We start from the raw sequence: 24,930 nt of genomic DNA on the forward strand, positions 1-24,930 counted from the left end.
CAGATCCTCTTCGGTTCATTGCATCCAGCCACGGACCCAGTCCATCACCGAGTCCACTGGCGCACCCATGCCACAGGACTGGCCCGGCGCCGGCTCGCTGCCGCGAATATACGGCATCTGTACCGCGCCCGGGCAGCTGGAGTCAGAGCCCTGGCCGCTGTGTGGGTCGATCCACGCCTGCACCACGTTATCCGGCATCGGCATGTCCAGCGGCAGCGGATCAGCCTTGCGCATGAAGCCTGTCCAGACCTGCAGCGCACCCGTCGCGCCGGTGAGTGGCGTCTTGCCGTTATCGTCGCGGCCCAGCCACACCACTGCCAACAAATCCTGGCTGAAGCCGGCGAACCAGCTGTCACGGGAGTCGTTGGTGGTACCGGTCTTGCCGGCCAGGGTCAGCGAGCTGGGCAGCTGGGTATAGACCGAGCGCCCGGTGCCCTCACGCATCACCCGTTGCATGGCGTTCTGCACCAGGTAGATGGCACCCGGATCGAAGCGCTGCTGGATCTGGAACGGGTAGCGCTTGAGCGGCTCGCCTTCGGCGGTCAGCACGCTGCGGATACCCCGCAAGGGCGTATTGAAGCCGCCATTGGCCAGGGTCTGGTACATGGTCGCCACCTCCATCGGGCTCAGTGCACCTGCACCCAGCAGCATCGACGGGAAGGCCGGCCACTCGCGGGAGACGCCGAGTCGTTCGAGGGTTTTGAGCACGTTCGGCACGCCCAGTTCCAGACCCAGCTTGGCGGTCGACAGGTTGTACGAGTTCGCCAGCCCCTGGTACAGGTAGATGCTGCCGTGGGCCTGGCGGTCATAGTTCTGTGGCGTCCACACCTGGCCGTCCTGGCCCTTCACCGAGAAGGGCTCATCCTGCACCCAACTGGTCAGCGTGTACTGGCTGGGGCGCTCCAGGGCGGTGAGGTAGACGGCGGGCTTGATCAGCGAGCCGATCGGGCGCACGGCATCGATGGCGCGGTTGAAACCGGCGAAGCGCGGCTGGCGGCTACCGACCAGCGCCTGCACTTCACCCGTCTCGGGGTTGCTGACGACCATGGCGGACTCGACCTCGTCGACACCCTTGCGGCCGGACAGGCGCTTGAGGGTTTCATCGAGGGCGGACTCGGCCTTGAGCTGCAGGATCGGGTCGAAGCTGGTGAAGATGCGCAGCCCTTCCTCGGTAAGGTCTTCGTCACGGTAGTCCTGGCGCAGCTGGCGCTTGACCAGGTCGAGGAAGGCCGGGAACGAACTGTCCGCCAGGCTGCCGCGCTGGGTCACGCCCAGCGGCTTGGCCTTGGCCTCGGCGGCCTCTTCCGGCGTGACGATGCCCTGCTCGGCGAGCAGGTCCAGCACCAGGTTGCGGCGCTCCAGCGCACGCTCCGGGTTGCGTCGCGGGTTGTACTGCGACGGGCCCTTGACCATGCCCACCAGCAGCGCGACCTGATGCAGCTTCAGCTCGGAAAGCGGCTGGCTGAAGAAGTACTGGCTGGCAAGACCGAAGCCGTGCACGGCGCGCTGGCCGTCCTGGCCGAGGAACACCTCGTTGAGGTAGGCCTCGAGGATCTCGCGCTTGTCGTAATGCACCTCGAGCAACACCGCCATCATGGCCTCGGTGGCCTTGCGGCTGATGCTGCGCTCGTTGGTCAGGTAGAAGTTCTTCACCAACTGCTGGGTCAGGGTACTGCCGCCCTGGCGCAACTGGCCGGCGGTGGCGTTGACCCAGATCGCACGCGCGATGGACTTGAGCGAAACACCCCAATGGTTGAAGAACTCACGGTCCTCCACCGCCACCAGCGTCTCCACCAGATAGGCCGGAACCTGGTCCAGCTTGATTAGCACCCGGTCCTCATGATGGGCGGGATAGAGGCCACCGATCAGCAGCGGCTCGAGGCGCGCGACCGCAAGGTTGCTGCCGTTGGCCTGGGTCAGGCCCGCCACGTAATCGCCGGAGAAACGCACCTTGATCCGCTGCGCAGGCTCGGGGCCTTCATAGAACTGGAAGCCGCGGGTATTGAGCTCCACCGCCGCACCGGCCACAGACGCGGAGCCCGGGCCGTTGGACGCGCTTTCGCGGCGGTAACCCAACGCATCGAGTTCCTTGAGGAAATCATCCTTGGCCAGCTTCAGGCCAACGAACAATTCCAGCGGTCGCGCATAGACCTTGGCCGGAACCGTCCAGCGCTTGCCGGAGAATTTTTCCTGGACGATAGCGTCGAGGTAGATGGCGAATCCCGCCAGCACCACCAAGCCCACCAGGCCGAGCTTCAAGCCCCAGCCAAATAGGGTACGGAGGCCGCTGGAGCGGGGCTTTTTACGGGAGCGGGGGGATCGGGGACGAGTCATGGCGGCGCATTATACGCACTTTATCCACAGCCAGAAGGCGCCTCCTGACGGTTTGCAGAGTGGTGCACAGCGGCCATAATCCCCCGCTCTGCCAGCACCTCCAGCAAGGAAAGACCGTGAGCCAAGCACTGATTACCGCCCTGCAAGACCCCGCCCTCTATCCGCATCCCGTGGAAGGCTTCAAGGTCATTGAGACGCACATCTCCTGGGTGCTCCTCACCGGTCCCTACGCCTATAAGATCAAGAAGCCCGTCAACTTCGGCTTCCTCGACTTCACCGACCTGGCCGCCCGCGAGCGCTTCTGCGGTGAAGAGGTGCGTCTCAACCAACGCCTCACCCACGACCTGTATCTCGACGTGCTGCCGATCACCGGCAGCGAAGCCGCCCCGAAGCTGGGCGGCGAAGGCCCGCCCATCGAATTCGCCATCCGCATGGCGCAGTTCCCCCAGGCCAACCTGCTGAGCGAAGTGCAGTCGCGTGGCGAACTCACGCCCGCCCACATCGACGCCCTGGCCGTACAGATCGCCCAGTTCCACATGGAGTCGCCCCAGGTCGCCATCGAGCACCCGCTGGGCACCCCGGAAATGGTCATGGCCCCGGTGCAGCAGAACTTCGACCAGATCCGCCCGATGCTGAGCAACAAGGCTGACCTGCAGCAACTCGACGCCCTCGAAGCCTGGGCCCAAAGCAGCTACGAGCGCCTGCTGCCACTACTGGCCGAACGCAAGAAAAATGGTTCGATCCGCGAATGCCATGGCGACATCCACCTGGGTAACGCCACCCTCATCCAAGGCGAGGTGGTGCTGTTCGACTGCATCGAATTCAACGAACCCTTCCGCTTCACCGACGTCTATGCCGACATCGGCTTCCTGGCCATGGACCTGGAGGACCGCGGCCTCAAGTCGCTGTCCCGCCGCCTGGTCAGCCGCTACCTGGAAGAGACCGGCGACTACAAGGGCCTGGAGGTGCTGAACTTCTACAAGGCCTACCGCGCCCTGGTCCGCGCCAAGATCGCCCTGTTCAGCCTCGCCCACCAGAGCGACGCCGTGCAGCAGGCCGCCACTCTGCGCCAGTACCGCAACTACGCCAACCTGGCGGAAAGCTACAGCGCCATTCCCTCGCGCTTCATGGCCATCACCCACGGCGTATCGGCCGTCGGCAAGAGCCATGTGGCGCTGCGCCTGGTGGAAGCCCTCGGCGCCATCCGCCTGCGCTCCGACGTCGAGCGCAAGCGCCTGTTCGGCCAGCAGCAGGGCGAGCAGAACGACCTCTACAGTGGCATCTACAGCGCCGAGGCCACCGCCCGCACCTACCAGCACCTGCATGAGTTGGCGGAAACCGTGCTGCACGCCGGTTTCCCGGTGGTGATCGACGCGGCCTACCTCAAGCAGGCCCAGCGCCAGGCCGCCCAGGATGTCGCCGAGCAAGTGGGCACACCCGTCGTCATCCTCGACTGCCACGCCCCGGAAGCCGTCATCGCCGGCTGGCTGGAACAGCGCAAGCAGCAAGGCGGCGACCCCTCCGACGCCACGCTAGAAGTGGTGCATGCCCAGCAGGCGAGCCGCGAAGCCCTGACGGCGGAAGAACAGACCCACAGCAAGCGCATCGACACCCACGACGCCAGCAGCCTCGACAGCCTGGTCGAGCGCATCCGTCAGCACCTGCCCGGCCTCTGATCGGACGATGCCCTAAGGCCTATGGCGGGCACTGCTCGCCATGGGTTCTATACTCCCGGTGAACTCTCACCGGATGAGTACCCATGACCACACCACACCAACTCGATAGCCCCCTCTACCGCCTGCTGCACAACGACGATGTCGTCGGCTTCAATGACCAGAAGCCCAAGGAAGGCTCGATCAACCTGGCCTCCGGCGATTTCCGCGGGCTCGACCTGCGCACCCTCGATGCCGCGCGCATCGACTTCACCGACGCCTATTTCCGCGGCGCCGACCTGCGCGGCGTAGACCTGCGCGAAGCCAGCCTGGAAGGCGCCAGCATCGCCCACGCGCAGATATCCGGCGCCTACTTCCCCACCGAACTGGCGGCCGACGAGATCCTCATGTCGGTCAATTTCGGCACCCGCCTGCGCTACAACACCCACAAGTAGCCACGCCCAACCTGTGATCGGCCCCGCTCGGTTAGCGCCCACGCGGATGCCGTCTACGCTGATATCCGGGCGCGAACTCCGCAGAAGCGGATTGGAGGGGCCAACGCCCGCCGGGCGCGGGACAGGGATGATGCCACCGGGCCACGCAATAGCAGATGGCCGCTACACTTCCCGGATGAACCGGGTAATGAGTCCTTCGCGCCCCACCAACGCAAGGAGGCTGGATGAACGACGAACTGCAACACCTGAAGAATCTTGGCAAGACCTCGGCGCAGTGGCTGCATGCGGTGGGCATCCACAGCGCCTCGGACCTGCGCCGCCTGGGTGCGGTCGGGGCCTATCGTGCAGTGCGGGCACGGGGCTTTCGCGCATCCAAGGTCCTGCTCTACGCGATCGAAGGTGCGCTGCTGGATGTGCACTGGAACGACCTGCCGCCCAGCCACAAGGCTGAACTCAACGGCCAACTGGATGCACTGCAGCCCCACAACAAGAGCTAGCTCACAACCTGGGCGTTGGAGGATTTACTGCGATAGCAATGCGCCCTATTGTTTCAGGGACGTTCGTGCGTCCAAGCCGCCCAGCCAGTTCAAGGAATTACTGTCATGTACCTACTCGGGGAGCAACCTGCTTACGCCGACCAGCTGATCAACCGACTGCAAAGTATTCCCGGCCAGCTGCTCGATGGGCTAGAACCCTCGGGCCCGCCCCTGCGCCTCGATGCAGTGGAGGACCTGGCCAAGGTGCTGCCCGGCAATCAGCTGTTCCTCATCGAGAACGGCCTGCTCCACGCCCTGGTCGACGAACGCCCGTTGTTCTACCTCCAGGAAGGTGACCTCGTAGGCCTGCGCCAAGGCATCGAACTGCCCAGCTGCCGCTACCGCAGCGACGAGCCGCTGAGCCTGATCCCCTATGCGCGCGGCGACGTGTTCAAGCACATCTATGGCAGCGAGAAAGGCCAGGAGCTGTTCATCCAGTACCTGATCGGCCACACCGCGCTGCTGTCCGACGCCCTCGCCCGCCTCAAGCAGCCCGAAATCCGCCCCGCCACCGGCTTCCAGCACTTCGCCGCCGGCGAGGAGCTGATCCACCAGGGCGACGAGGCCGATCATGTGTTCATCATCATCGAAGGGCACGCCGAAGCCTTCGTCGACGGGCAGAAGGTCGGTGACGTGCAGAAGGACGAAATCTTCGGCGCCATGGCCGTGTTCACCCGCGAGAAACGCAGCGCCACGGTGGTTGCCAGCGAGCCCTGCACGGTGATGGTGATCCCCAAGGACCAGTTCCTCAGCCTGATGCAAAGCAACCCGCGCATCGCTCACAGCCTGATCGAGAGCATGGCTCGACGCATCGACCTGCTGAACAAGGAAGTCACTCAGCAGCGCCTGGCCAAACCGGCGGAGTGACCTTCGGCGCCCCCACAAAAACCCCGGCCACGTGCCGGGGTTTGTGCTTTACAGCCCACCTCGACGAGCGAGATGAAAATAATTCGCAGAAAGCGTTGACAGTGGAATGAGAATTGTTATTATTACCACAACTGGTCGCGAGATCAGCCGGTAAGCTGGGAGACCAAGCAGTCGGACTCTTCAGATTATCTCCTCATCAGGCTAATCACGGTTATTGACCCGGCACTTTTGCCGGGTCTTTTTTTGCCTGTGAGAAAGTGCCGCCGCTTCGTTCCCGCGGCACCGCCCCTTACTTCTTCGGCGCGCCCTCCGGCAGGTTGGCGTTGAGCAGCAGCGCCAGGCGGATGCCCGCTTCCTGCACGCGGCGCTCCGCCAGGGGCAGGAATTTCTTCAGGTAACGGCGATCCAGGCTGTCCTGGTTGCCCCCTGCCCCGCCATCCTCGTCACCGCCCTGGGTGCCACGACGGGCCCACTCCTCGCTTTTCGACTGCTTGAATGCATCAGGCTTGAAGGCCTTCTTGCCGCCGGTCTTCGGGTACAGGTCGTCGTCACGGACGATGGCGCAGGACTCCCCTGACCAGCTTGCGGGGGTGCCGACGTCCGGTTTCGGCAGGTCCTCGGACAGCTTCGCCGTGTAGGCCGCCTGATCCAGGCGGCGGCTCGCCAGCAGGTAGCTGTCCCAGACGCTGTGCAGGTTGTAGTCACGCCCACCGACCACCACCGGGAAGTCGTTGCCGCCCTTGTCCAGGCGATAGCTGTTATGCAGCGGCTGGTGGATGTCCCCCACGAAATGCACCACGAACATCAGCGCCATGACCTTCTGGTTGTCGTTCGCCTTGGGGTCGGCCAGCAGCGCCGCGTTGCGCTCGATGGCCGCCACCACGCACTGGCCGTCCGGGCAATCGCGCGGGGCCTGGTAGGTGCAGTCGTCGGTCTTGTAATTGATGTAGTGCTGCGCGCGGGTCTGTTCCCAGAGCGCCTGGAAGTCCGGCATGTTGCGCAGGTTGTCCGCCCAGCTGGCGACAGCGGAAAGGTGCTGCTGCCGCACCAGCGCCAGCAGGCGATCGGCCTCGGCCTTGGCCGCTGGCGTCAATTGCGCCTCGGCGATATCCGCCACCACCGCATGGCCCAATTGGCCCCAGGCACCGGCCTGGGCACCCCAGAGCAGGCTGCCGATGAAGAGGCCGGCGCCCAGCGCCCGACGAAATCCGTTGTGCTGCATGTTTCCCCCTAATGGCTGTGCCCAGGCATGAAGCGCCCCCGGGCGCGCCTGGACGTCGCACCCACGCGCAAGGAAATGACTCAGTGATCGAAGGTCATGGCGTCCAGCGTCAACCGCACCATGTCGTGGAAATCCTCCTGGCGCTGCTCGGCGGTCAGCTTCTCGCCGCTGATCAGGTGGTCGCTCACCGTCAGCACCGCCAGGGCCTGGCGCCCCAGCTCCGCCGCCACGCCATAGAGCCCGGCAGCCTCCATTTCCACCGCCAGTACGCCCATGCCCGTCATGCGTGCAGCCCAGGCCGGGTCCGGCTCGTAGAACAGGTCGGCGGAGAACACATTGCCCACGTGCACCGCCTGCCCGCTTTCGTCAGCACGGCGCACGGTGCGTTCCAGCAGCCGGTAGTCGGCCAGGGCGGCAAAGTCGAAGCCGCCGAAACGCTTGCGGTTGACCACCGAATCAGTGGACGCGCCCTGGGCGATCACCAAGTCGCCCACCTTCACGCCGTCCTGCAGCGAGCCGCAGCTGCCGACGCGGACGATGCGCTGCACGCCGTACTGGCTGAACAGCTCGTGGGCGTAGATCGACAACGAGGGGATGCCCATCCCCGAGCCCATCACGGAGATGCGCTGGCCCTGGTAGAAGCCGGTGAAGGCCAGCATGTTGCGCACCGCATTCACCTGGCGGACGTCCGTCAGGTAGGTGTCGGCGATCATCTTCGCCCGCAGCGGGTCGCCCGGCATCAGTACGGTTTCGGCGAAGTCACCCGCAAGGGCGGTGATATGGGGAGTGGCCATCTACAGGTTTCCGGATGCAGGATGAATGAAGGATTCGCCGTGCTCGCAGGCCGGCAATTCGAAGAAGGTGGCCAGGCTCTGGCCGATATCGGCGAAGCTGCCGCGCTCGCCCAGGCTGCCGGGCGTGATGCCGGCACCGAAGGCCAGCACCGGGATGTGCTCGCGGGTGTGGTCGCTGCCTGGCCAGCTCGGGTCGCAACCGTGGTCGGCGGCCAGCATCAGCACATCGCCCTCCCCCATCACCGCCAGCAGCTCCGGCAGGCGACGGTCGAAGGTTTCCAGCGCCAGCGCATAGCCGGCGATATCGCGGCGGTGGCCGAAGAGCATGTCGAAGTCGACGAAGTTGGCGAACACCAGGGTGCGTTCCGGCGCTTCCGCCACGGCCTGCAAGGTCGCCTCGAACAGCGCCTCGTTGCCGTCGCCCTTGTACAGCCGGCTGATGCCCCGGTGGGCGAAGATATCGCCGATCTTGCCCACCGCGAACACCTGGCCGCCGGCGAACACCAGCCGGTCCAGCAGGGTCGGTGCGGGAGGCGGCACGGCGTAGTCGCGGCGGTTGCCGGTGCGGCGGAAATCGGCGGCGGAAGTGCCAACGAAAGGCCGTGCGATCACCCGGCCGATGTTCCAGTCATCGCACAGCTCGCGGGCGATCTCGCACAGCTGATAGAGCCGCTCCAGGCCGAATGCCTCCTCGTGGGCGGCGATCTGGAACACGCTGTCCGCCGAGGTGTAGCAAATGGGTTTGCCGCTGCGCAGGTGCGCCTCGCCCAGTTCTTCGAGGATGGTGGTGCCCGAGGCGTGGCAGTTGCCGAGGATGCCCGGCAAGCCGGCGCGTTCGATCAGCGCATCCAGCAGCTCGGGCGGAAAGCTCTGCTGTTTCTCGGCGAAGTAGCCCCAGTCGAACAGCACCGGCACCCCGGCCATCTCCCAGTGGCCGGACGGCGTGTCCTTGCCGCTGGACAGCTCGCGGGCATGGCCGTGGGCACCGATGACAGGTGCTTCGGGATCGAAGCCCGGCGCATAGATGCCAGCACTGGCTGCCGCCGCGTGGCCCAGCCCCAGGCGCTCCAGGTTCGGCAGATGCAGCGGCCCCTTGCGCAGAGGGCCATCCGCTTCGCCACGGGCACAGGCTTCGGCGATGTGCAGCAGCGTGTTGGCGCCCTGGTCGCCGAAGCGCGTGGCATCCGCCGTGGCACCGATGCCGAAGGAGTCGAGGACCAGCAACAAGGCTCTGCCCATGGTCCGCTCCTAGTAACGCTGGCCGATCAGCTCGGCGACCTGCGCCTCGCCATCGCCCAGTTGGTAGGCCGCGCGCAAGGCCGCTGCTGCACGCTCGGCGCTGGCGGCATCCCGAGCATGCACCAGCCCCAGCGGCTGCTCGTCTCCGACCCTTTCCCCGGGCAGCGCCAGCGCGCTGAAGCCCACCGCCGGGTCGACCTCGTCTTCCGGGCGCTTGCGACCGCCGCCCAGGGCGACCACCGCGAGGCCGATGGCGCGGGTATCCACCGCCTGGACGATACCGCCGCGCTCGGCATGCACCGGGTGCACCACCGGCGCCCAGGGCAGGTGGCGCCAGGGCTCGCGATGCAGGCCCCGGGGGCCGCCCAGGGCATCGACCATCAGGTTGAAGCGTTGCAGTGCCGCGCCGTCGCGCCAGGCCTGCAGCAGGCGCTCGCGGGCCTGGGCGCAGTCCTCCGCCAACCCGGCGGCCACCAGGGTTTCCTCGGCCAGCACCAGGGTCACTTCCCACAGGCGCGGGCTGCGCACCTCGCCCTTGAGCAGGGCCAGCGCCTCTTCCACTTCCAACGCGTTGCCGGCGCTACGGGCCAGCGGCTGGTTCATGTCTGAGATCACCGCGCGGGTGCGCACGCCAGCGCCATTGGCCACTGCCACCAGGCTGCGTGCCAGCAGGTCGGCCTGTTGCGGGTCGCTCATGAAGGCGCCATTGCCGCTCTTCACGTCCATGATCAGCACATCGAGCCCGGCGGCGAGCTTCTTCGCCAGGATGGACGCAGTGATCAGGTCCACCGACTCCACCGTGCCGGTGACATCGCGGATGCCGTACAGGCGCTTGTCCGCCGGCGCCAGGTCGGCGGTCTGGCCGATGATGGCGCAGCCCACCTCCGCTACCACCGTGCGCAGGCGCTCGGGGTCGGGGCGGGTGCAGTAGCCGGGGATGCTTTCCAGCTTGTCCAGGGTGCCGCCGGTGTGCCCCAGGCCACGCCCGGAGATCATCGGCACGTAGCAGCCACAGGCCGCCAGCAACGGCGCCAGCACCAGGCTCACCAGGTCGCCGACGCCGCCGGTGGAGTGCTTGTCCACCACCGGGCCGGGCAGGTCCCACGCCAGCACCTGGCCGGAGTCGCGCATGGCGGTGGTGAGGGCGATGCGCTCGTCCAGGCTCATGCCCTTGAGCAGCACCGCCATGGCGAACGCCGCCACCTGGCCTTCACTAAGGCTGGAATCGCTGATGCCCTCGACGAAGCGGCGGATGTCATCCCCCGCCAGCTCCTGGCCATCGCGCTTGCGACGGATCACTTCCTGCGCCAGCCACATATCAGTAGCCCTCCGACACAACGGCATCGGCCTGGCCGAGCACCCGCAGCAGGTCGCCGAGCAGGCTGGAGGCACCCAGACGCAAATGACGGGCATCGATCCAGTCCAGGCCCAGCTCAGCGGCCGCCAGTTCGATATAGCGGCGCGCATCGGCCAGGGTACGAATCCCCCCTGCCGGCTTGAAGCCCACCCGGCCGCCCATCTCGCGGATCACCCCAAGCATCAGCGCCGCGGCCTCGGGCGTGGCATTGACCGCCACCTTGCCGGTGCTGGTCTTGATGAAGTCGGCACCGGCAGCGATGGCATCGCGGCTGGCCTGGCGGATCAGCTCCGGGTCGGCCAGTTCGCCGGTTTCGAGTATCACCTTGAGCAACACCCGCTCCCCGCACGCGGCCTTGCAGGCAGCGACCATCTCGCGGCCACACTCGGCACCGCCAGCCAGCAACGCGCGATAGGGGTAGACCAGGTCCACTTCATCCACGCCATCGACCACCGCCGCAGCGGTCTCGCGCACCGCGGCGGCGATGTCGTCGGCGCCCTGGGGGAAGTTGGTCACGGTGGCGATGCGCAGGTCGCCGGCACCCAGTTCCTCCAGGGTCCGTCGGGCGAAGCCGATGAAGCGCGGATAGATGCACAGCGCCGCCACCCGCCCCTCGGCGGTCAGTGCACGCTGGCAGAGGGCGGCGATGGCGGTCTCGTCGTCATCGTCGTTGAGCGAAGTCAGGTCCAGCAGGCCGATGGCCAACCGGGCCAGTTCGGTATCCGTCAATAGAGTCATTCAGAACATTCCCCAGGGATGCGCCATGAGCCGGCATCCCGTTGCAGTGATTCAGAGCGAAACGAACAGTCCGGCCAAAGCCGCACTCATCAGGTTAGCCAGGGTGCCGGCGATCATCGCGCGCACCCCGAGCCGGGCGAGGTCCTTGCGGCGGTTGGGCGCCATCACCCCCATGCCGCCCAGCAGGATGCCGATGGAGGACAGGTTGGCGAAGCCGCACAGGGCGAAGGTGACGATCACCTGGGTGTGGGCGCTGAGCACCTCGACACCGGCGGCCGACGCCTGGATCGGATTGATGTAGCGGGCGAAGTCGACATAGGCGACGAACTCGTTGAGCACGATCTTCTGCCCGATGAAGCCGCCGGCCTGGATGGCTTCTGCCCAGGGCACGCCAAGCAGCCAGGCCACCGGAGCGAAGGCGTAGCCCAGCAGCAATTGCAGGGTCACGCCGGGGTAGCCGACGAAGCCGCCGAGCCAGCCCATCAGGCTGTTGAGCACCGCCACCAGAGCGATGAACACCAGCAGCATGGCACCTACGTTCAGCGCCAGTTGCAGGCCGCTGGACGCACCGGCGGCGGCCGCGTCGAGCACGTTGGCCGGACGGTCGTCGGCGTAGCCCTCGATCAGGTCCGGACGGTCCTGTGGCGTCTCGCTTTCAGGCTCCATCAGCTTGGCCATGAGCATGCCGCCGGGCGCCGACATCAGGCTCGCGGCAATCAGGTACTTGAGGTCAACACCGAGGCTGGCGTAGCCGATCATCACCGAGCCGGCGGTGGAGGCCAGGCCACAGACCATCACCGAGAACAGCTCGGAGCGGGTCATGTGCGGGATGTAGGGGCGCACCACCAGCGGCGCCTCGGTCTGGCCGAGGAAGATGTTGGCGGTGGCCGACAGGGATTCGGTGCGGCTGGTGCCCATGGCGCGCTGCAGGGCGCCACCGATCACCGAGATGATCACGTCCATGACGCGCAGGTAGTAGAGCACCGCAATGAAGGCGCTGAAGAACACGATCACCGGCAGCACCTTGATGGCGAAGACGAAGCCGCCGCCACCGAACAGGTCGAACATCTTGGCGCTGTTGAGGCCGCCGAAGAGAAAGTCGATGCCCTTGGTGGCGCTGTCTTCCAGGCTGCTGACGACGTTGGACATGGCCGCCAGGGAGTTCTGCCCCCAGGGCACGTAGAGCACGAAGGCGGCGAACCCCGCCTGCAGCACGAAGGCGGTGCCGACCGTGCGCAGGTTGATGGCGCTGCGCTTGGACGACAACAGGTACGCGATTACCAGCAACATCAGGATGCCGAGCATGCCGATCATGAAATGGATTCCCCAGAAGAAAGGTGCGTCGTTGTTCTTGTCGTTGTTCTAGAGGGCGAAGGCGCCGGGCAGCAGCTCGTCGACGCGCCACAGGCGGGTCGATTCCGGGTCGCTGCCGCAGCAGATCACCGGGCAGTCGGCCGCCATCAGCTCGCTGATCACCTGACGGCAGGCGCCGCAGGGGCTGATCACCGGAACCTCCGGGGCGAACACCAGCAACGCCTTGAAGCTGCGCGGCGCATGGCCCTGGCTGATGGCGGCGAACAGCGCGCTGCGCTCGGCGCAGTTGGTCAGGCCGTAGGAGCCGTTTTCCACGTTGCAGCCGAGGATCACCTGGCCGTCATGGGTGAGCAGCGCCGCCCCGACGGGGAATCGGGAATAGGGACTGTAGGTGCGTGCCGCAGCCTCGATGGCCTGGGGCAACAACCGCTCGCACAGAGCGGATCGAGCAACATCGTTCATGGGTACCGTCCGGGACTCTGGGTCGCCTTCTTTATGGTTATCGGGCGCCCGTCATGCAGGCGCCTCCTTGTTGCAAGCCGCTATTCCCGTTGGCTGACCGCCATATCCACACGGCGGATGCGCCCCGCGCCTTCGGCCGCACCCGCCGGCTTGCCGGCCTGGTCCTGGGCCACCAGGTAGTCGATCAGCGCGTCCAGGTCGGAGATACCACTGTCGCGATGCTCCGCCCCTTCGCGGAACAGGCTGAAGCCATCGCCCCCCTCTGCGAGGAAGGCATTGGAGACCACCCGGTAGCGTCCATCCGCCAGCACCGGCTGGCCATCGACACGCAGGCTGTCGACCAGCACGCGTTGCCCCACCGGGCGCCCCGCATCCCACTGGTAACTGAAGGACGAAGACACTTGCAGCGGCTTGAAAGCACCCTCGGCGTTCCACTGCTGCTCCAGCAGCGCCACCAGTTGCGCGCCACTGAGGGTCAGCAGGTGCAGGGTGTTGTTGAAAGGTTGCGAGCCGGCCACCTGGGAATAGCTGACCGTCTCCAGCCCCTGTTCCAGTGCCAGGTCGCCACGAATGCCGCCCGGGTTCATCAATGCCAGCTGCGCACCCTGCGAGCGGGTCGCGGCCAGCTGTGCATCAGCGATCAGATCACCCATGGCCGATTCGCCCGCCTCGTTCACCTCGCGACGCACCTCAGCAGCCGCCAGCCGGGCGATGGGCCGCGCCAGCACCGCATTGCTGCGCGCTTCGATCTCGCTTTGCAGCGCCGCAAGCTTCTCGTCCGCGGCATAACGCGCCGGGTCGGCCAGCAGGTTGCGGGCCTCGATGCGGGTCACCTTGTGGGTCCCTGGTGTCACCTCCAGCGTGAGCTGGGTGAGCAGGTGGCCGTAGGAGGAGCCCTGGGTCACCGGCAGCTTACCCACCTGGCACAGATAGCCCTGGTGGCTGTGGGCACTGAGCAGCAGGTCCACTGCCGGGTCCAGGCGCTTGGCCACATCGACGATCTCGCCGCCCAGTTGCTGGCAGGCGGGCTTGTCGAAGGGCTCAGGCGTGCTGCCACCCTGGTGCACCACGGCGACGATGGCGTTGGCACCGGCGGCCTTGATCTCGGGGATCAGCGCGTTGATCGAATCAGCCTCGTCGCGCACCTCCAGCCCGGCCAGGCCGCTGGGGCGGACCACGCTGGCGACGTCACGCAGGATGGCGGCGACGAAGGCCACCTTGACCCCCTTCACCTCCTCGATGCGGTAGGCCGGCAGCAACGGCTTGCCGGTGGCGCTGTCCACCAGGTTGGCGGCCAGGTAGTCGAAACCGGCGCCCTTGTAGTCACCGCGGAAGCTGCAGGCCTTCTCCGGGCGTGGTGATTCACAACCGCCGTGGATCTGCCGCAGCAGCTCGGCCTTGCCCAGGTCCAGCTCGTGGTTGCCCACGGCGGTGAAGCGCAGGCCCATGGCCTTGAGCGCCTCCAGGCTAGGCTCGTCGGCCCACATGGCGGAGATCGGCGGGCTGCCGCCCACCAGGTCGCCGGCGCCGATGAACAGCAGCTGCGGGTCCTGCTTGCGCAGCTCCGCCAGCATGCCACCAAGGGTGGCGATGCCGCCGGCGTTCACCGACAGCGTCTTGCCGGGGTTGGCCGGGTCCGGGTAGCGGAAACTGCTGCCCTGGATGTAACCGTGGAAATCGTTGATCGCCACCAGGTTCACCGCCACCGGCTGCGCGGCTTCCTGCCCGCAACCGGCCAGGCCGGCGAGCAGGAGTGCGCCCAGCAAGCGGCTGCGGGCAAGGGAACGGAACATGCGTGACTCCCCTGCGCGCATCAGGCCGGCTGCAACTGGCCGTTGACGACCGGCGCCGCCGTGCGGACCACGGTGCCCATGCCGGCGCGCAGCAGAAGAATCTTCAGGTGGTCGGTGATGCGCTCGACACGGTCCTGGAAGTGGTTGTGGAAGATCATCGCGACCAGGGCGATGGCGATACCCAGCGCGGTGGCGAACAGCGCGGTGCCGATGCCCTTGGACACTTCGCCCGGGTCGGAAACGCCCGCCTCGGCCAGGGCGCGGAAGGTGTCGATGATGCCGAGGATGGTGCCCAGCAGGCCCAGCAGCGGCGCTGCGGTGACCACGGTCTCGAGGATCCACAGGCCGAGCATCAGCTTGCCGCGGGTGGCGATGTAGATGGATTCGCTGAGGTCTTCCAGGTCCTTGTGGGAGCTGACCGCGCCCTTCTGCTCGAACAGCTGGTCGATCATCTCCAGCGGCAGGCTCTTGCGGCTGTTCAGCGCGGCCGGCAGCTCGTCGATGCCGTGCATGCTCGGCACCAGCGCCGCTTCCAGCTTCACCGCCTGGCGCAGGCTGTAGGCGAAGAAGATGCCGCGCTCCACGGCGATGAAGGCCGCCAGCGCGGCGGCGCCGTACATCACGTAGAAGGTGATGTCGTGCAGCAGATCCATATTCATGTGGTACCTCCAGCGAACTCAGGGTGTGCCGGAGGGCCCGAAGGCCCTGCGGACTTCGGGGTGGATTAGAAGGAGCCTTCGAAGCTGACCGAAACGGTGCGTTCCTCGCCGATGGTGTAGTACGGCGAGCTGCCGAACGCCGAGGCGCTGCCCTGGGAGTAGGTCACGGCGTTGAACTGGGTGGTGCGCACGCCCGACAGGTATTCCTTGTCGAACAGGTTGTTCACCGACAGGCGTACCGCCGCGCTCTTCAGCGCCGTGCCCTGCACCGGCAGGTGCACGCCCAGGTTGAGGTCGGCGATGGCGTAGTCCGGAATGCTCTCGTCGTTGGTCAGGTCGCCGTACTGGCGGCTGACGTACTTGCCGACGATATTCCCGTAGTACAGGCCGTCGTCGTAGCCCAGGCTCAGGTTGAGCATGTTCTTCGGCACACCGGCCACGGTCTTGCCCTCGGTGGGCAGGTCCACGCCGCGGTAGCGCACGCTGTCCTTCTGCTCGGCCTCGGTATAGGTGTAGGAGGCGTAGTAGTTGAAGTTGTGCGGCAGCAGGCCGCTCCACTCCAGCTCAAGGCCCTGGTTGACCACGTCGCCGACGTTGAGCATCACGTAGTCGCCGGCCTCGTCGCGGCTGGAAACCTGGCGGTTCTCGAAGGTCAGGTAGAACAGGGTGGCGCTGAGGGCCATGTCCTCGACGGCATAGCGCCAGCCGAATTCATGGTTCCAGCTCAGCTCGGGCTCGAGGCTGATGGAGTCGCCCTTGTTGTAGAGCACGTAGTTCGGCGGCGTGCGCATGTTGCGGGTGAGGTTGTAGAAGACCTGGTTCTCGTCATCCAGCAGGTACTGGGCGCTGAAGCTCGGCAGCAGCTCGTGGTAGGTCTTGTTGCGCTTCTCTTTCTTCTCGGTGAGGCTGCCGCGGTTGTCGCCCTTGCGCTCGGAGTAGTCGTAGGCGATGCCGGCGGTCAGGGTCAGGTCCGGGGTCACCGACCAGACGTCCTGGGCGAACAGCTTGTGCGCCGGGGTCACGGTGAAGTAGTTGCGGCCCTGGATCACGTTGCCGTTGGCGTCCCGTGCCTGCTCGGAGTCGTGGTAGCCGGCCCAGATATCCACAGGCTTGCCATCGGGGGTGAGCGGCACGAAGGGCTGGGTCTGGCGCTGACGGGCGCGCTCGTACCAGTAGCCGGTGCTGAAGCTGTGCTCGTCGTTGATGTCCCACTTGATGCTGGTGTTGATGCCGGGGCGCCAGGTCTCGGTGATCGAGGGACGGTAGTAGAGGCCGCTGTTGGGCGTGCCATCGGCGTTGAGCTGGCCGGAGGTCGGCAGGTTGCCCAGGTCGTAGTTGCCACCGGTGTTGCTGGTGCCACGGTTCAGCGAGTAGGGGCCGGTGAAGCTGCCGAAGCTGCCGCCGTTGGCCCAGTAGTAGTAGGGCGCCACGGTGAGCAGCACGTCGTCGCGCAGCTGGAAGCGGCCGGTCAGCGAGGCGGTGACGTTCTCGAAGGGGTTGCGCATCAGCACCGAGTAGCCGGTGCCACGGGTCACGCCGTTCAGCGAGCTGCCGCTGCCGGTCATGATCTTGCCGTTGCTGTTGTAGCGCGGGTCGTCCAGGTAGTCGAAGTCGCGACCGTAGGTCTTGAACTGGGCCTTGCTGGGGTTCGAGTAGTTGTAGTTTTCCTGCTTGTGGTAGTTGATCACCGCATTCAGGGAGTTGCCTTCGCCATCTTCGAACAGGCTGTTGAGGGTGACCTTGTCGGCACGCAGCACGCCTTCGCCGCGCCACTTGTCACCCTCGGTGTGGGACGCCGAGATGTAGTTGCTGAAGCCGTTGTACTTGCCGGTATTCAGCCGCACGAAGGTCTTGCGCAGGTTGTTGCTGCCGATGGTCTGCTTGCCGAAGACGCCGAAGTCCTTCTCGGGGCGCAGGGTCACCAGGCCGACGTTGCCGCCGGAGGAGCCGATATGCGGTGCGTCGATCTCGGAAGAGCCCTGGGTGGCGAACACTTCGCCGAGGTTCTCCGGGTCGCCCAGCAGGTTCGGGTAGAGGTTGTAGTTACCCGAGTCGTTCACCGGGATGCCATCGAGGGATACGCCGACCTGGTCGGAGTTCATCCCGCGCATGGTGAAGTTGAAGCCGCTGAGGCCGCTGGAGTCGTCACTGGAGACGTTGACCCCCGGCGTGTACTTCAGCTTGTCGATGGCGTTGCCGGTGGCGCTCATCTTGTCCAGCGCCTCCTTGGTCACGGTCGAGCGTGACTTGGGCGCGGACTCAACCACCATCTGGCCATTGCCCAGGTTCTGCCCGGTGACCTTCACCTTGCCCACATCAACGGAATCTGCGGACTCTTCAGCGGCCAGCGCCGCCATCGTCCATCCCCCCAGGCCAGCGGCCAGGAACATTGCAAATAACTTATTAAACTTCACGGACCAAACTCCTCGATAAAAAGGAACGCCTTCGTTTATTTGATTAGTTATGGGTACTTGATCACTCGACGTTGTAACTAAAGGTCGCCGTAAATCGTTGTTTGTCTTTTCCCTGGAAGGCTTCGCTCGGGAACGGCGAAACTTTTTCCAATCGACGCAAACTTGTTTGTGCAGCCTTGTTCAGCAACATGTTCGTTGCCTTGCTTTCAATGCCTGCATCCAGGACATTCCCCACTCGGTCCACCAACAGCCAGACCACCACGTTGCCTTCGGGGCGCTGCAACGAAGCCTCGCGACCACGCGGGTATTGCTTGTATTTCTCCAGCTCCTTGCGCAGGGCGGCGGTGTAGACGCCCTCCATCGCCGCGCTGTTGTCGCGGGGCGCGGGCGGCGCCACCGGCACGCTCACCGGGGCCGGTGCGGGCGTCGGAGCCGGGGCTGGCGCTGCCTTGGCCACCACGGGCGGCGCGGGCTTGGGCGCCTGCTTGACCACCTGCGGCTTGGGCTTCTCCACCTGCTTCACCACAGGCTTGGGCACCGGTTTGGGGACGGGCTTGGGCTTCGGCGGCTCGATCACCACCGGCTCCTCGACTTCGGGCTCGGGCAGCGGCTCGGGTTCCGGCTGCGGCGCTTCGACCACGGGTTCCGGCTCGGGCGGTGGCGGCATGAAATCGGCCGGATCCACCAACGCGATTTCCACGGCGCTGTCGTCGTACTTGGGTTTCATCTGCAAGCTCTGCGAACTGGCGGAATAAACGAATACGAGAAGCAGGCAAGCCGCCGGCACACACGCAATGAACTTGCGAGTTCGATAGATAGGAAACATGGCGTCAGGATTTACGCGTGGCGATGGAAACGGAAGAGAAGCCATTGCCTTTGAGCAAGTCCATCACCGCCACCAGGCGCTTAACTTCCACGCCCTGGTCGCTATTGATGATGATGACCAACTTCTCGGCCGTGCCTTCCAGCACTTTCAACTGTTCGACCAGCAGGCTCTCGCTGACATCCTGGCCATCGAGCTGCAACTTCTCGTCGAGGCCCAGGGTGATCACCGCCTTGTTCTGCGGCTTCAACTGCTGGGCATGGGCGGCCGTGGGCAACTGCGTCTTGATGCCTACGGCGGGAATCACGTTGAGACTCACCAGCACGAAAAACACCAGCAGGAACATCATCACATCGATCATCGGGATGATCTCGATGTGGGCCTTCTTCTTCTTCGCAACGTCCCAGCTACGCATGAGGACACAACCTCCCACAGTCATCAGCGATGGGCGGCCGCAACCTGCCCTCATTTGATCCTGACCATCAACGCAGGATTGGCGCGAATGATGGCGAGTTCATGTAACGCTTTGATGACAGCACGGAGCGTGCCAGGAACTGACTTCACAATCAGAATTGAAATAAGCGTTTGATTGGCGGGCCCCGCAGCAGAGCCGCAGGCCTCTGAGCGGCGAACACACTCACATCGGCCAATGCCCCAATCTGGCGACTTCATCGAGAAGGCCGCACCAAGTTGTCTCAACAGACAGGATCAAGAGCTGATCGTCCGACAATTTATCAACTTGTCATCTGCGTCAGGTTTCATGGGGGCAGCCGCCGCCCGTGCCGGACGCCCTGCCGGGCCCGTGGCGGCATGCCGGTTGCTAGCCAACCGACGAGCAAACCCATCGATGGAGTACGCAATGCGCAAGACGATCCACGCCCTGGCCCTCGCTGTCGCGACAGCTTTCCCTACCGCCCTGCTTGCGGAGGAGGTTCTGCCTTCGGAGGTGCACTGGGTTTCGGTCGATGAGATCGGCGGTAGCCTGTCGGGGCAGGCGCCCATCAGCGTCGGTTTCGATATCGACGACACGCTGCTGTTTTCCAGCCCCTGCTTCTATCACGGCAAGCAGAAGTACTCGCCAGGCAGTGACGCCTACCTGCACGACATGCGCTTCTGGCAGGAAACCAATGGCGGTTGCGACCGCTACTCGCTGCCCAAGGAGGTAGGGCGCAGGCTGATCGACCTGCACCAAGCCCGGGGCGACCGCATCTTCTTCATCACCGGCCGGCCGAGCACGCCCGGGGAGAAGCTCAGCGAGATCCTCCAGCAGACCTTCGCCATCAAGGCGATGAACCCGGTGATCTTTTCGTCCGGCCCGGAGAAGGCTGCGTTCATCCGCCAGCAGGGCATCGCGCTCTACTACGGCGATTCGGACAGCGACATCCGCTCGGCGCGGGACGCCGGCATCCGCGGCGTGCGGGTGATGCGTGCCGCCTCCTCGACCAACCAGCCGCTACCGGAGAACGGCGCGCTGGGCGAGGAGGTGATCATCGATTCGGATCACTGAGCCGGCTTCATCCGCTCGCGCAGCTCGGCGCAGTGATCCTTGGCCGGCAGCGCGGCGGTGTACCAGACGTAGTCGGCGCTGCCGGGCTCCACGGTCTTGCCGGCCTCGGCGAGGATCAGCACCGCACTGCCCTCACCCGCACCGAGATCGGCCAGGTGCAGCGGCACGCCAAGGTCGCGGCGCACATGGAAGGCACCGGCGAACAGCAGCGCCGGTTGCGGGGCCGCCAGCAGGCGCTCGGCCATGCGTCGGTCACGCTGCTGCTGCACGGCGAGCATGGCCGGGAACTGGCTCTCCGGCAGCAGCCCGCAATGGGATTCGCGGATCTGCTCGCGCACGGCGCCCTGCACCCTGGCCGTGGTCGAGGCGGTGCCGCTGAGCGCTGGCTGCTCACCATAGATGCGCATGATCTCGCTGCGATCCAGGTTCGCCGCCAGCAGCGGGTAAGGCTGGGCCAGCGCATGGCGCACGATCGGGCCGTACAGCGCCCAGTCCCAGTTCTTCTGCCAAGCCAGCGCGCTTTCCAGCTCACCTTCGCCGGCGCCGGAACGGATGCGTGCGTGCACGGCATCCACCTTGGCCTGCTGGTCGGGGTTGAGCATTTCCAGCAGCAGGCTGCCCTGGCTGCGGCGGCCTTCCAGCGCCTGCAGCAGCCACAGCTGCAGAGCGTGGTGGTCAGGGTTGTCGTGCTGCTCGCCCACCAGCACGCGCGGCGCCTCGGCGAGGCGGTCGAGCAATTGCTGCGGGCTCAGGATTTCGCCACTGCGCAGGTCGCGGATCACACCGAGATCGGCATGCTGGCGGGCCTCCGGGCTCTGCCACTGCGGCAAGGGCGGGGTGGCCTGGCACGCCGCCAGGGACGCGATGACGAGCAGGAGAAGCAGACGCATGGATGGATTCCTCGGGTTCGTTCAGCGCGCGACGATCAGGGGATGGCCGCGTTCCGGATGGCGCTGCACCAGCACGTCGAGGCCGAACACGGCCTTCAGCGGCTCGGGTTGCAGCACCTCGTCCGGCGTGCCCAGTACATGGGGGCGCCCGTCGCAGAGCAGCAGCAGGCGGTCGCAGTAACGCGCCGCCAGGTTCAGGTCATGAAGGATCACCAGCACCGCGGCGCCACGCTTGGCGAAATCGCGCACCGCTTGCAGGGTGGTGTGCTGGTGCAGGGGGTCGAGCATGGAGGTGGGCTCGTCCAGCAGCAGGTGCTGCCCTTCCGCGCCCGGCCACAGCTGCGCCAGCACCCGCGCCAGGTGTACGCGCTGGCGCTCGCCGCCGGAGAGCGCCAGGTAGCTGCGCCCGGCCAGGTGCGCTGCATCGGCCGCCTCCAGGGCTTCGCCGATGATTTCCGCATCGCGCACGCGGCCCGTCGCGTGGGGCAGGCGGCCCATGCCGACCACTTCCTCGACGCGGAAGCCGAAGTTGAGGGTGGAGCTCTGCGGCAACACCGCCAGGCGCTGGGCACGTTGCGGGCCTGCCCATTCGGCAAGCGGGCACTGCTCCAGGCTGACCTGGCCAGCGGCCAGGCCCAGCTCGCCGCTCAGCGCACCGAGCAGGGTGCTCTTGCCCGCGCCGTTGGGGCCGAGCACGCCCAGCACTTCGCCGGGGCGCAGCTCCAGGTCCACGCCCGCCAGCACCACGGTGCTGCCACGGTGCACTTCAAGCTGTTCGACACGCAGCATCAGTGACGCCCCCGCAGCAGCAGATAGAGGAAGAAGGGCGCGCCGATCAGCGCGGTGACGATGCCGATGGGCATCTCCGCCGGCGCCAGCACCAGGCGCGCGGCCAGGTCGGCGAACAGCAGCAGGCTGGCACCGGCCAGCGCCGAGGCCGGCAGCAGGATGCGGTGATCCGGCCCGGCGACCAGGCGCACCAGGTGCGGCACCACCAGGCCGATGAAGCCGATCAGCCCCGCAGCGGCCACCGCAGCACCGACGCCCAGCGCCGTGCACAGCACCAGTTCGCGCTTGAGCTTCTCCACTTCGAAGCCCAGGTGACGCGCCTCGGACTCGCCCAGCAGCAAGGCGTTCAGCGCCTTGGCCCGGCGCGGCAGCCACAGCGCCACCGCGCCGGTAATCAGCAGCAGCGGCCACAGCCGTGCATAGCTGGCACCGTTGAGGCTGCCCAGGTTCCAGAAGGTCAGGGTGCGCAGGGTGGCGTCGTCCGCCAGGTAGGTGAACAGCCCGATGCAGGCGAAGGCCAGGGCGTTGAGGGCGATGCCGGCGAGGAGCATGGTCACCACGCTGGTCTGCCCGTCGCGACGGCCGAGGCGGTAGACCAAAGCGGTAACCCCCAGGCCACCGGCGAAGGCGCAGGCGGACAGCAGGTAGGGCGCGATGTTCTCGGACAGCCCGCCGAGGGCCGCACCGCCGACGATGGCCACTGCCGCGCCGAGGGCCGCACCGCTGGAAACGCCGACCAGGCCGGGGTCCGCCAGCGGGTTGCGGAACAGGCCCTGCATGGCCACGCCGGACAGCGCCAGCACCGCGCCAACGGCAAGGCCCAGCAAGGTACGCGGCAGGCGGATCTGCCCGAGGATCAGTTCGGCCTGCTCCAGGCCTTCGGGCGCCAGGGGCATCCCGGCCAGGCGCAGGGCAGCGCGCAGGGTGTCGCCCAACGGCAGGCTCACCGGGCCGAGGGCCAGGGACAGCCAGAGGGCGAGCGCGAGCAAGGCGCCCAGTGCGATGAACAGTGGGCGCGAATGTACAGCTGAGGTCATGGCTGGTTCTGGCTGTTAGCGGTCAGGGCTGGAGCCTGAGGATAAAAGCCTGCGGACAGCGCAGCCACTCCATCCGGCAGGCGCGGGCCGAGGCCGCCCACCAGCAGGGTCGGGTCCAGCGGCAGCAGGCGGCCCTGCTTGCCGGCGCGGGTCATGGCCAGGGCGGGGTTCTGCTTGAGCAGCGCGGCCTTGGCCTCCTCACCTTCGAGACGGCGATCGGCGAACACCACCACGTCCGGGTCCAGTGCCGCCAGCGCCTCGTTGGAGATGGCCTTGTAGCCGAGGTGATCGGTGATGTTCTGGCCACCGGCCCGTTCGATGATCCAGGCGGCGGCGGTGTCCTTGCCGGCGGCCATGGGGTTGCTGCCGGCATGGCCGAGCAGCAGCAGGACGCGCGGCGCCTTCTGCGTGCGCTGGGTCTCGGCGACCCACTTGGCCTGTTGCTCGAAGCGCTGGCTGTAGTCGGCGAAGACCTTCTGTGCGCGGGCCTCGTCACCCAGCAGCCCGCCGATCAGCTTGAGGTTCTTCTCCAGCACCGGCAGCTCGGCCTTGGACGGCAGCAGCTCGATGCGCACCCCCGCGGCCTTGACCTGCTCGATCACCGGCGGCGGGCCCATTTCCTCGGTGCCCAGCAGCATGTCCGGGCGCAGCGAGAGAATGCCCTCGGCGGCCAGCTGGCGCTGGTAGCCGATGCTCGGCAGCGACTTCAGCGAGGCGGGGTTGAGGCTGGTGGTGTCGACGCCCACCAGCTTGCTTTCGCCACCCAGCGCCACCACCCACTCACTGAGGGAGCCACCGGCACTGACCCAGCGTTGCGGCAGCGGATCGGCGGCCAGCGCCGCTTGGCTCAGGAACAGGCCAGCGCACAGGCCGGCAAGGGAAACAGCAACACGCATCCTATGACTCCTTCAGATTCAGGCGGAACGACGCCCCGGCATGGGCGGGGCGTCGGGGTGGATCGGGCCGGGGCTCGGCCAGGCGTCAGAGCGCCGGGGCGGTCTCGGCCAGGGCACGCCAGTCTTCACGCTCCGGGATGCCCGGTTTGCGCGCGCCGAACAGTTGTACCACCAGTTCGCCCTCGGCATCGAAGGCTTCCCAGCTGGTGATCACGCCGTCGCTGCTGGGCTTGCGCACGCGCCACAGCTCGGTCACGCCCGGGGTCTTCAGGTGCAGGTTGAACTCGGGGTCGAGCACGTTGAACCAGGTGTCCATCCACTTCAGGTTCTGCACCGGGCCGCTGTGGATCTGGATGCAGTGGCGGTTGCCGACGAACACCATGATGGGGATTTCCTTCTCGCCGGCCGCTTCCAGCAGGCGCGGCAGTTCGGCGGTGTCCAGCTTCTCGGCCCATTCGCTGCCGGCCAGGCGCAGGGCCTGGGTGCGTGCCGCGCCGTGCTTCTTCAGCAGGGCGAAGAAGTGGTGGGTGTCCTTCAGGGTGGACCAGCCTTCACGCAGGCTGGCGACGTCGATCTCGGTATCGGGCTTGACCGGCTCGGCGGCGGGCAGCGGCTGCAGGTCCAGCTCGGTGCTCTGCTCCTCGGCCTGGAAGCGCTCGACCAGCGGCGCCCAGGCAGCGACTTCGCTGCGCTCGGTGAGGAACACCTTGTGCACGGCCACGCCCTGCTTGTCGAAGATCTGGATGCTGCACTGGGTGCCGCGCGGGGTCTCTTCGGCGACGGCGAACACGCTGGACCAGCCGCCGAGGAACAGGCGAAGGTCGATGTCGGCGGACACCACCAGGCCCATCTGCCCGTTGGCCATCACCGACACGTCGCGGTAGACACCCTTGCGCTCGTGCACGCAATGCTCGTTGCGGGTCAGCGCCATGATGTGGCCCAGCTCGCCCAGCGCGGGCAGCAGGCTCGTCCACTCGGGGCGCAGGCGCACGGCATCCACGCCCAGGCGGCTGGCGGTGAGCTCGCCCTCGCTGACCGAGAGTCGCTCGGCGGCATCACGGGCACGCAGGCGCGGCTCTTCGCCACGCAGCGTCTGCCAGGCCTGGTACAGGGCGGGGCCCGCCGTGGCGGTTTGGGTGAGGGCAGTCATGG

The 24,930-nt window shown here is 66.4% G+C and carries 23 protein-coding genes; 5 read left to right on the forward strand and 18 right to left on the reverse strand.

Annotated features, from left to right (window positions below; genetic code table 11):
* Positions 1-15 precede the first annotated feature (15 nt).
* Entirely contained in the window at positions 16-2,334 is a 2,319-nt protein-coding gene (gene mrcB, locus ACXI0U_RS19740; RefSeq protein WP_043244430.1) for a penicillin-binding protein 1B, read from the reverse strand.
* A gap of 116 nt (positions 2,335-2,450) precedes the next feature.
* On the opposite strand from mrcB, the gene ACXI0U_RS19745 reads away from it, so the two are divergent.
* The 4 genes from ACXI0U_RS19745 to ACXI0U_RS19760 all read left to right on the forward strand — a co-directional run bounded on the left by ACXI0U_RS19745 (position 2,451) and on the right by ACXI0U_RS19760 (position 5,844).
* Positions 2,451-4,010, forward strand: coding sequence for a bifunctional aminoglycoside phosphotransferase/ATP-binding protein (locus tag ACXI0U_RS19745; RefSeq protein WP_374978952.1), 1,560 nt, complete (start codon positions 2,451-2,453; stop codon positions 4,008-4,010).
* Positions 4,011-4,093: 83 nt separating this feature from the next.
* Positions 4,094-4,441 (forward strand): pentapeptide repeat-containing protein, encoded by a 348-nt coding sequence (locus ACXI0U_RS19750; RefSeq protein WP_021219292.1) that lies wholly within the window; start codon positions 4,094-4,096, stop codon positions 4,439-4,441.
* A gap of 224 nt (positions 4,442-4,665) precedes the next feature.
* Entirely contained in the window at positions 4,666-4,938 is a 273-nt protein-coding gene (locus tag ACXI0U_RS19755; protein ID WP_021219293.1) for a TfoX/Sxy family protein, read from the forward strand.
* 105 nt (positions 4,939-5,043) lie between these two features.
* Positions 5,044-5,844, forward strand: a complete 801-nt coding sequence (locus ACXI0U_RS19760; RefSeq protein ID WP_043244433.1) for a cyclic nucleotide-binding domain-containing protein — start codon at positions 5,044-5,046, stop codon at positions 5,842-5,844.
* Positions 5,845-6,133: 289 nt separating this feature from the next.
* Here the strand turns inward: ACXI0U_RS19760 and ACXI0U_RS19765 are convergent, their stop codons facing one another.
* From ACXI0U_RS19765 to ACXI0U_RS19820, 12 genes are all read right to left on the reverse strand, one after another.
* Positions 6,134-7,066, reverse strand: coding sequence for a S1/P1 nuclease (locus ACXI0U_RS19765; RefSeq protein WP_374978953.1), 933 nt, complete (start codon positions 7,064-7,066; stop codon positions 6,134-6,136).
* Between the two features lie 80 nt (positions 7,067-7,146).
* A complete protein-coding gene (deoD, locus tag ACXI0U_RS19770; protein ID WP_374978954.1) occupies positions 7,147-7,860 on the reverse strand; it encodes a purine-nucleoside phosphorylase in 714 nt (237 codons plus the stop codon).
* The gene (locus ACXI0U_RS19775; protein ID WP_374978955.1) at positions 7,861-9,099 is read right to left on the reverse strand and encodes a phosphopentomutase; all 1,239 of its coding nucleotides are present in this window, start codon (positions 9,097-9,099) and stop codon (positions 7,861-7,863) included.
* Positions 9,100-9,108: 9 nt separating this feature from the next.
* Positions 9,109-10,416 (reverse strand): thymidine phosphorylase, encoded by a 1,308-nt coding sequence (gene deoA, locus ACXI0U_RS19780; protein WP_184490953.1) that lies wholly within the window; start codon positions 10,414-10,416, stop codon positions 9,109-9,111.
* Between the two features lies 1 nt (position 10,417).
* Positions 10,418-11,194 (reverse strand): deoxyribose-phosphate aldolase, encoded by a 777-nt coding sequence (gene deoC / locus ACXI0U_RS19785; protein WP_374978956.1) that lies wholly within the window; start codon positions 11,192-11,194, stop codon positions 10,418-10,420.
* Between the two features lie 51 nt (positions 11,195-11,245).
* Positions 11,246-12,508 carry a NupC/NupG family nucleoside CNT transporter gene (locus ACXI0U_RS19790; protein WP_021219300.1) on the reverse strand — a complete coding sequence of 421 codons (1,263 nt, stop codon included), beginning with the start codon at positions 12,506-12,508 and terminating at the stop codon, positions 11,246-11,248.
* A 48-nt stretch (positions 12,509-12,556) separates the two neighbouring features.
* Positions 12,557-12,970, reverse strand: a complete 414-nt coding sequence (cdd, locus tag ACXI0U_RS19795) for a cytidine deaminase (protein WP_031287624.1) — start codon at positions 12,968-12,970, stop codon at positions 12,557-12,559.
* Positions 12,971-13,050: 80 nt separating this feature from the next.
* Positions 13,051-14,763 (reverse strand): bifunctional metallophosphatase/5'-nucleotidase, encoded by a 1,713-nt coding sequence (locus ACXI0U_RS19800; protein ID WP_431482730.1) that lies wholly within the window; start codon positions 14,761-14,763, stop codon positions 13,051-13,053.
* Positions 14,764-14,783: 20 nt separating this feature from the next.
* On the reverse strand, positions 14,784-15,422 hold the full coding sequence (locus ACXI0U_RS19805) for a MotA/TolQ/ExbB proton channel family protein (protein WP_431482731.1): 639 nt from the start codon (positions 15,420-15,422) through the stop codon (positions 14,784-14,786).
* A 65-nt stretch (positions 15,423-15,487) separates the two neighbouring features.
* Positions 15,488-17,836 carry a TonB-dependent receptor family protein gene (locus ACXI0U_RS19810; RefSeq protein WP_374978959.1) on the reverse strand — a complete coding sequence of 783 codons (2,349 nt, stop codon included), beginning with the start codon at positions 17,834-17,836 and terminating at the stop codon, positions 15,488-15,490.
* A 61-nt stretch (positions 17,837-17,897) separates the two neighbouring features.
* The gene (locus tag ACXI0U_RS19815) at positions 17,898-18,662 is read right to left on the reverse strand and encodes an energy transducer TonB family protein (RefSeq protein WP_043244448.1); all 765 of its coding nucleotides are present in this window, start codon (positions 18,660-18,662) and stop codon (positions 17,898-17,900) included.
* Positions 18,663-18,666: 4 nt separating this feature from the next.
* Positions 18,667-19,074, reverse strand: a complete 408-nt coding sequence (locus tag ACXI0U_RS19820; RefSeq protein WP_021219306.1) for an ExbD/TolR family protein — start codon at positions 19,072-19,074, stop codon at positions 18,667-18,669.
* Positions 19,075-19,518: 444 nt separating this feature from the next.
* Here ACXI0U_RS19820 and aphA point away from each other — a divergent pair, with 444 nt between their 5' ends.
* Positions 19,519-20,166, forward strand: coding sequence for an acid phosphatase AphA (aphA, locus tag ACXI0U_RS19825; protein ID WP_479550723.1), 648 nt, complete (start codon positions 19,519-19,521; stop codon positions 20,164-20,166).
* On the opposite strand, the gene ACXI0U_RS19830 is transcribed toward aphA, so the two are convergent.
* From ACXI0U_RS19830 to ACXI0U_RS19850, 5 genes are all read right to left on the reverse strand, one after another.
* Positions 20,160-21,056, reverse strand: coding sequence for a ChaN family lipoprotein (locus ACXI0U_RS19830; RefSeq protein WP_479550724.1), 897 nt, complete (start codon positions 21,054-21,056; stop codon positions 20,160-20,162). The genes aphA and ACXI0U_RS19830 overlap by 7 nt on opposite strands.
* 21 nt (positions 21,057-21,077) lie before the next feature.
* Positions 21,078-21,845 carry a heme ABC transporter ATP-binding protein gene (locus ACXI0U_RS19835; protein WP_479550725.1) on the reverse strand — a complete coding sequence of 256 codons (768 nt, stop codon included), beginning with the start codon at positions 21,843-21,845 and terminating at the stop codon, positions 21,078-21,080.
* Positions 21,845-22,882, reverse strand: a complete 1,038-nt coding sequence (locus ACXI0U_RS19840) for a FecCD family ABC transporter permease (RefSeq protein WP_479550726.1) — start codon at positions 22,880-22,882, stop codon at positions 21,845-21,847. The genes ACXI0U_RS19835 and ACXI0U_RS19840 overlap by 1 nt, the downstream gene beginning before the upstream one ends.
* Entirely contained in the window at positions 22,879-23,778 is a 900-nt protein-coding gene (locus ACXI0U_RS19845) for a heme/hemin ABC transporter substrate-binding protein (protein ID WP_479550727.1), read from the reverse strand. Before ACXI0U_RS19845 ends, ACXI0U_RS19840 begins: the two co-directional genes overlap by 4 nt.
* 85 nt (positions 23,779-23,863) lie before the next feature.
* The gene (locus ACXI0U_RS19850) at positions 23,864-24,928 is read right to left on the reverse strand and encodes a hemin-degrading factor (RefSeq protein WP_374978965.1); all 1,065 of its coding nucleotides are present in this window, start codon (positions 24,926-24,928) and stop codon (positions 23,864-23,866) included.
* Between the last annotated feature and the right edge of the window lie 2 nt (positions 24,929-24,930).

It is taken from the genome of Pseudomonas sp. C9D1, assembly GCF_056491235.1.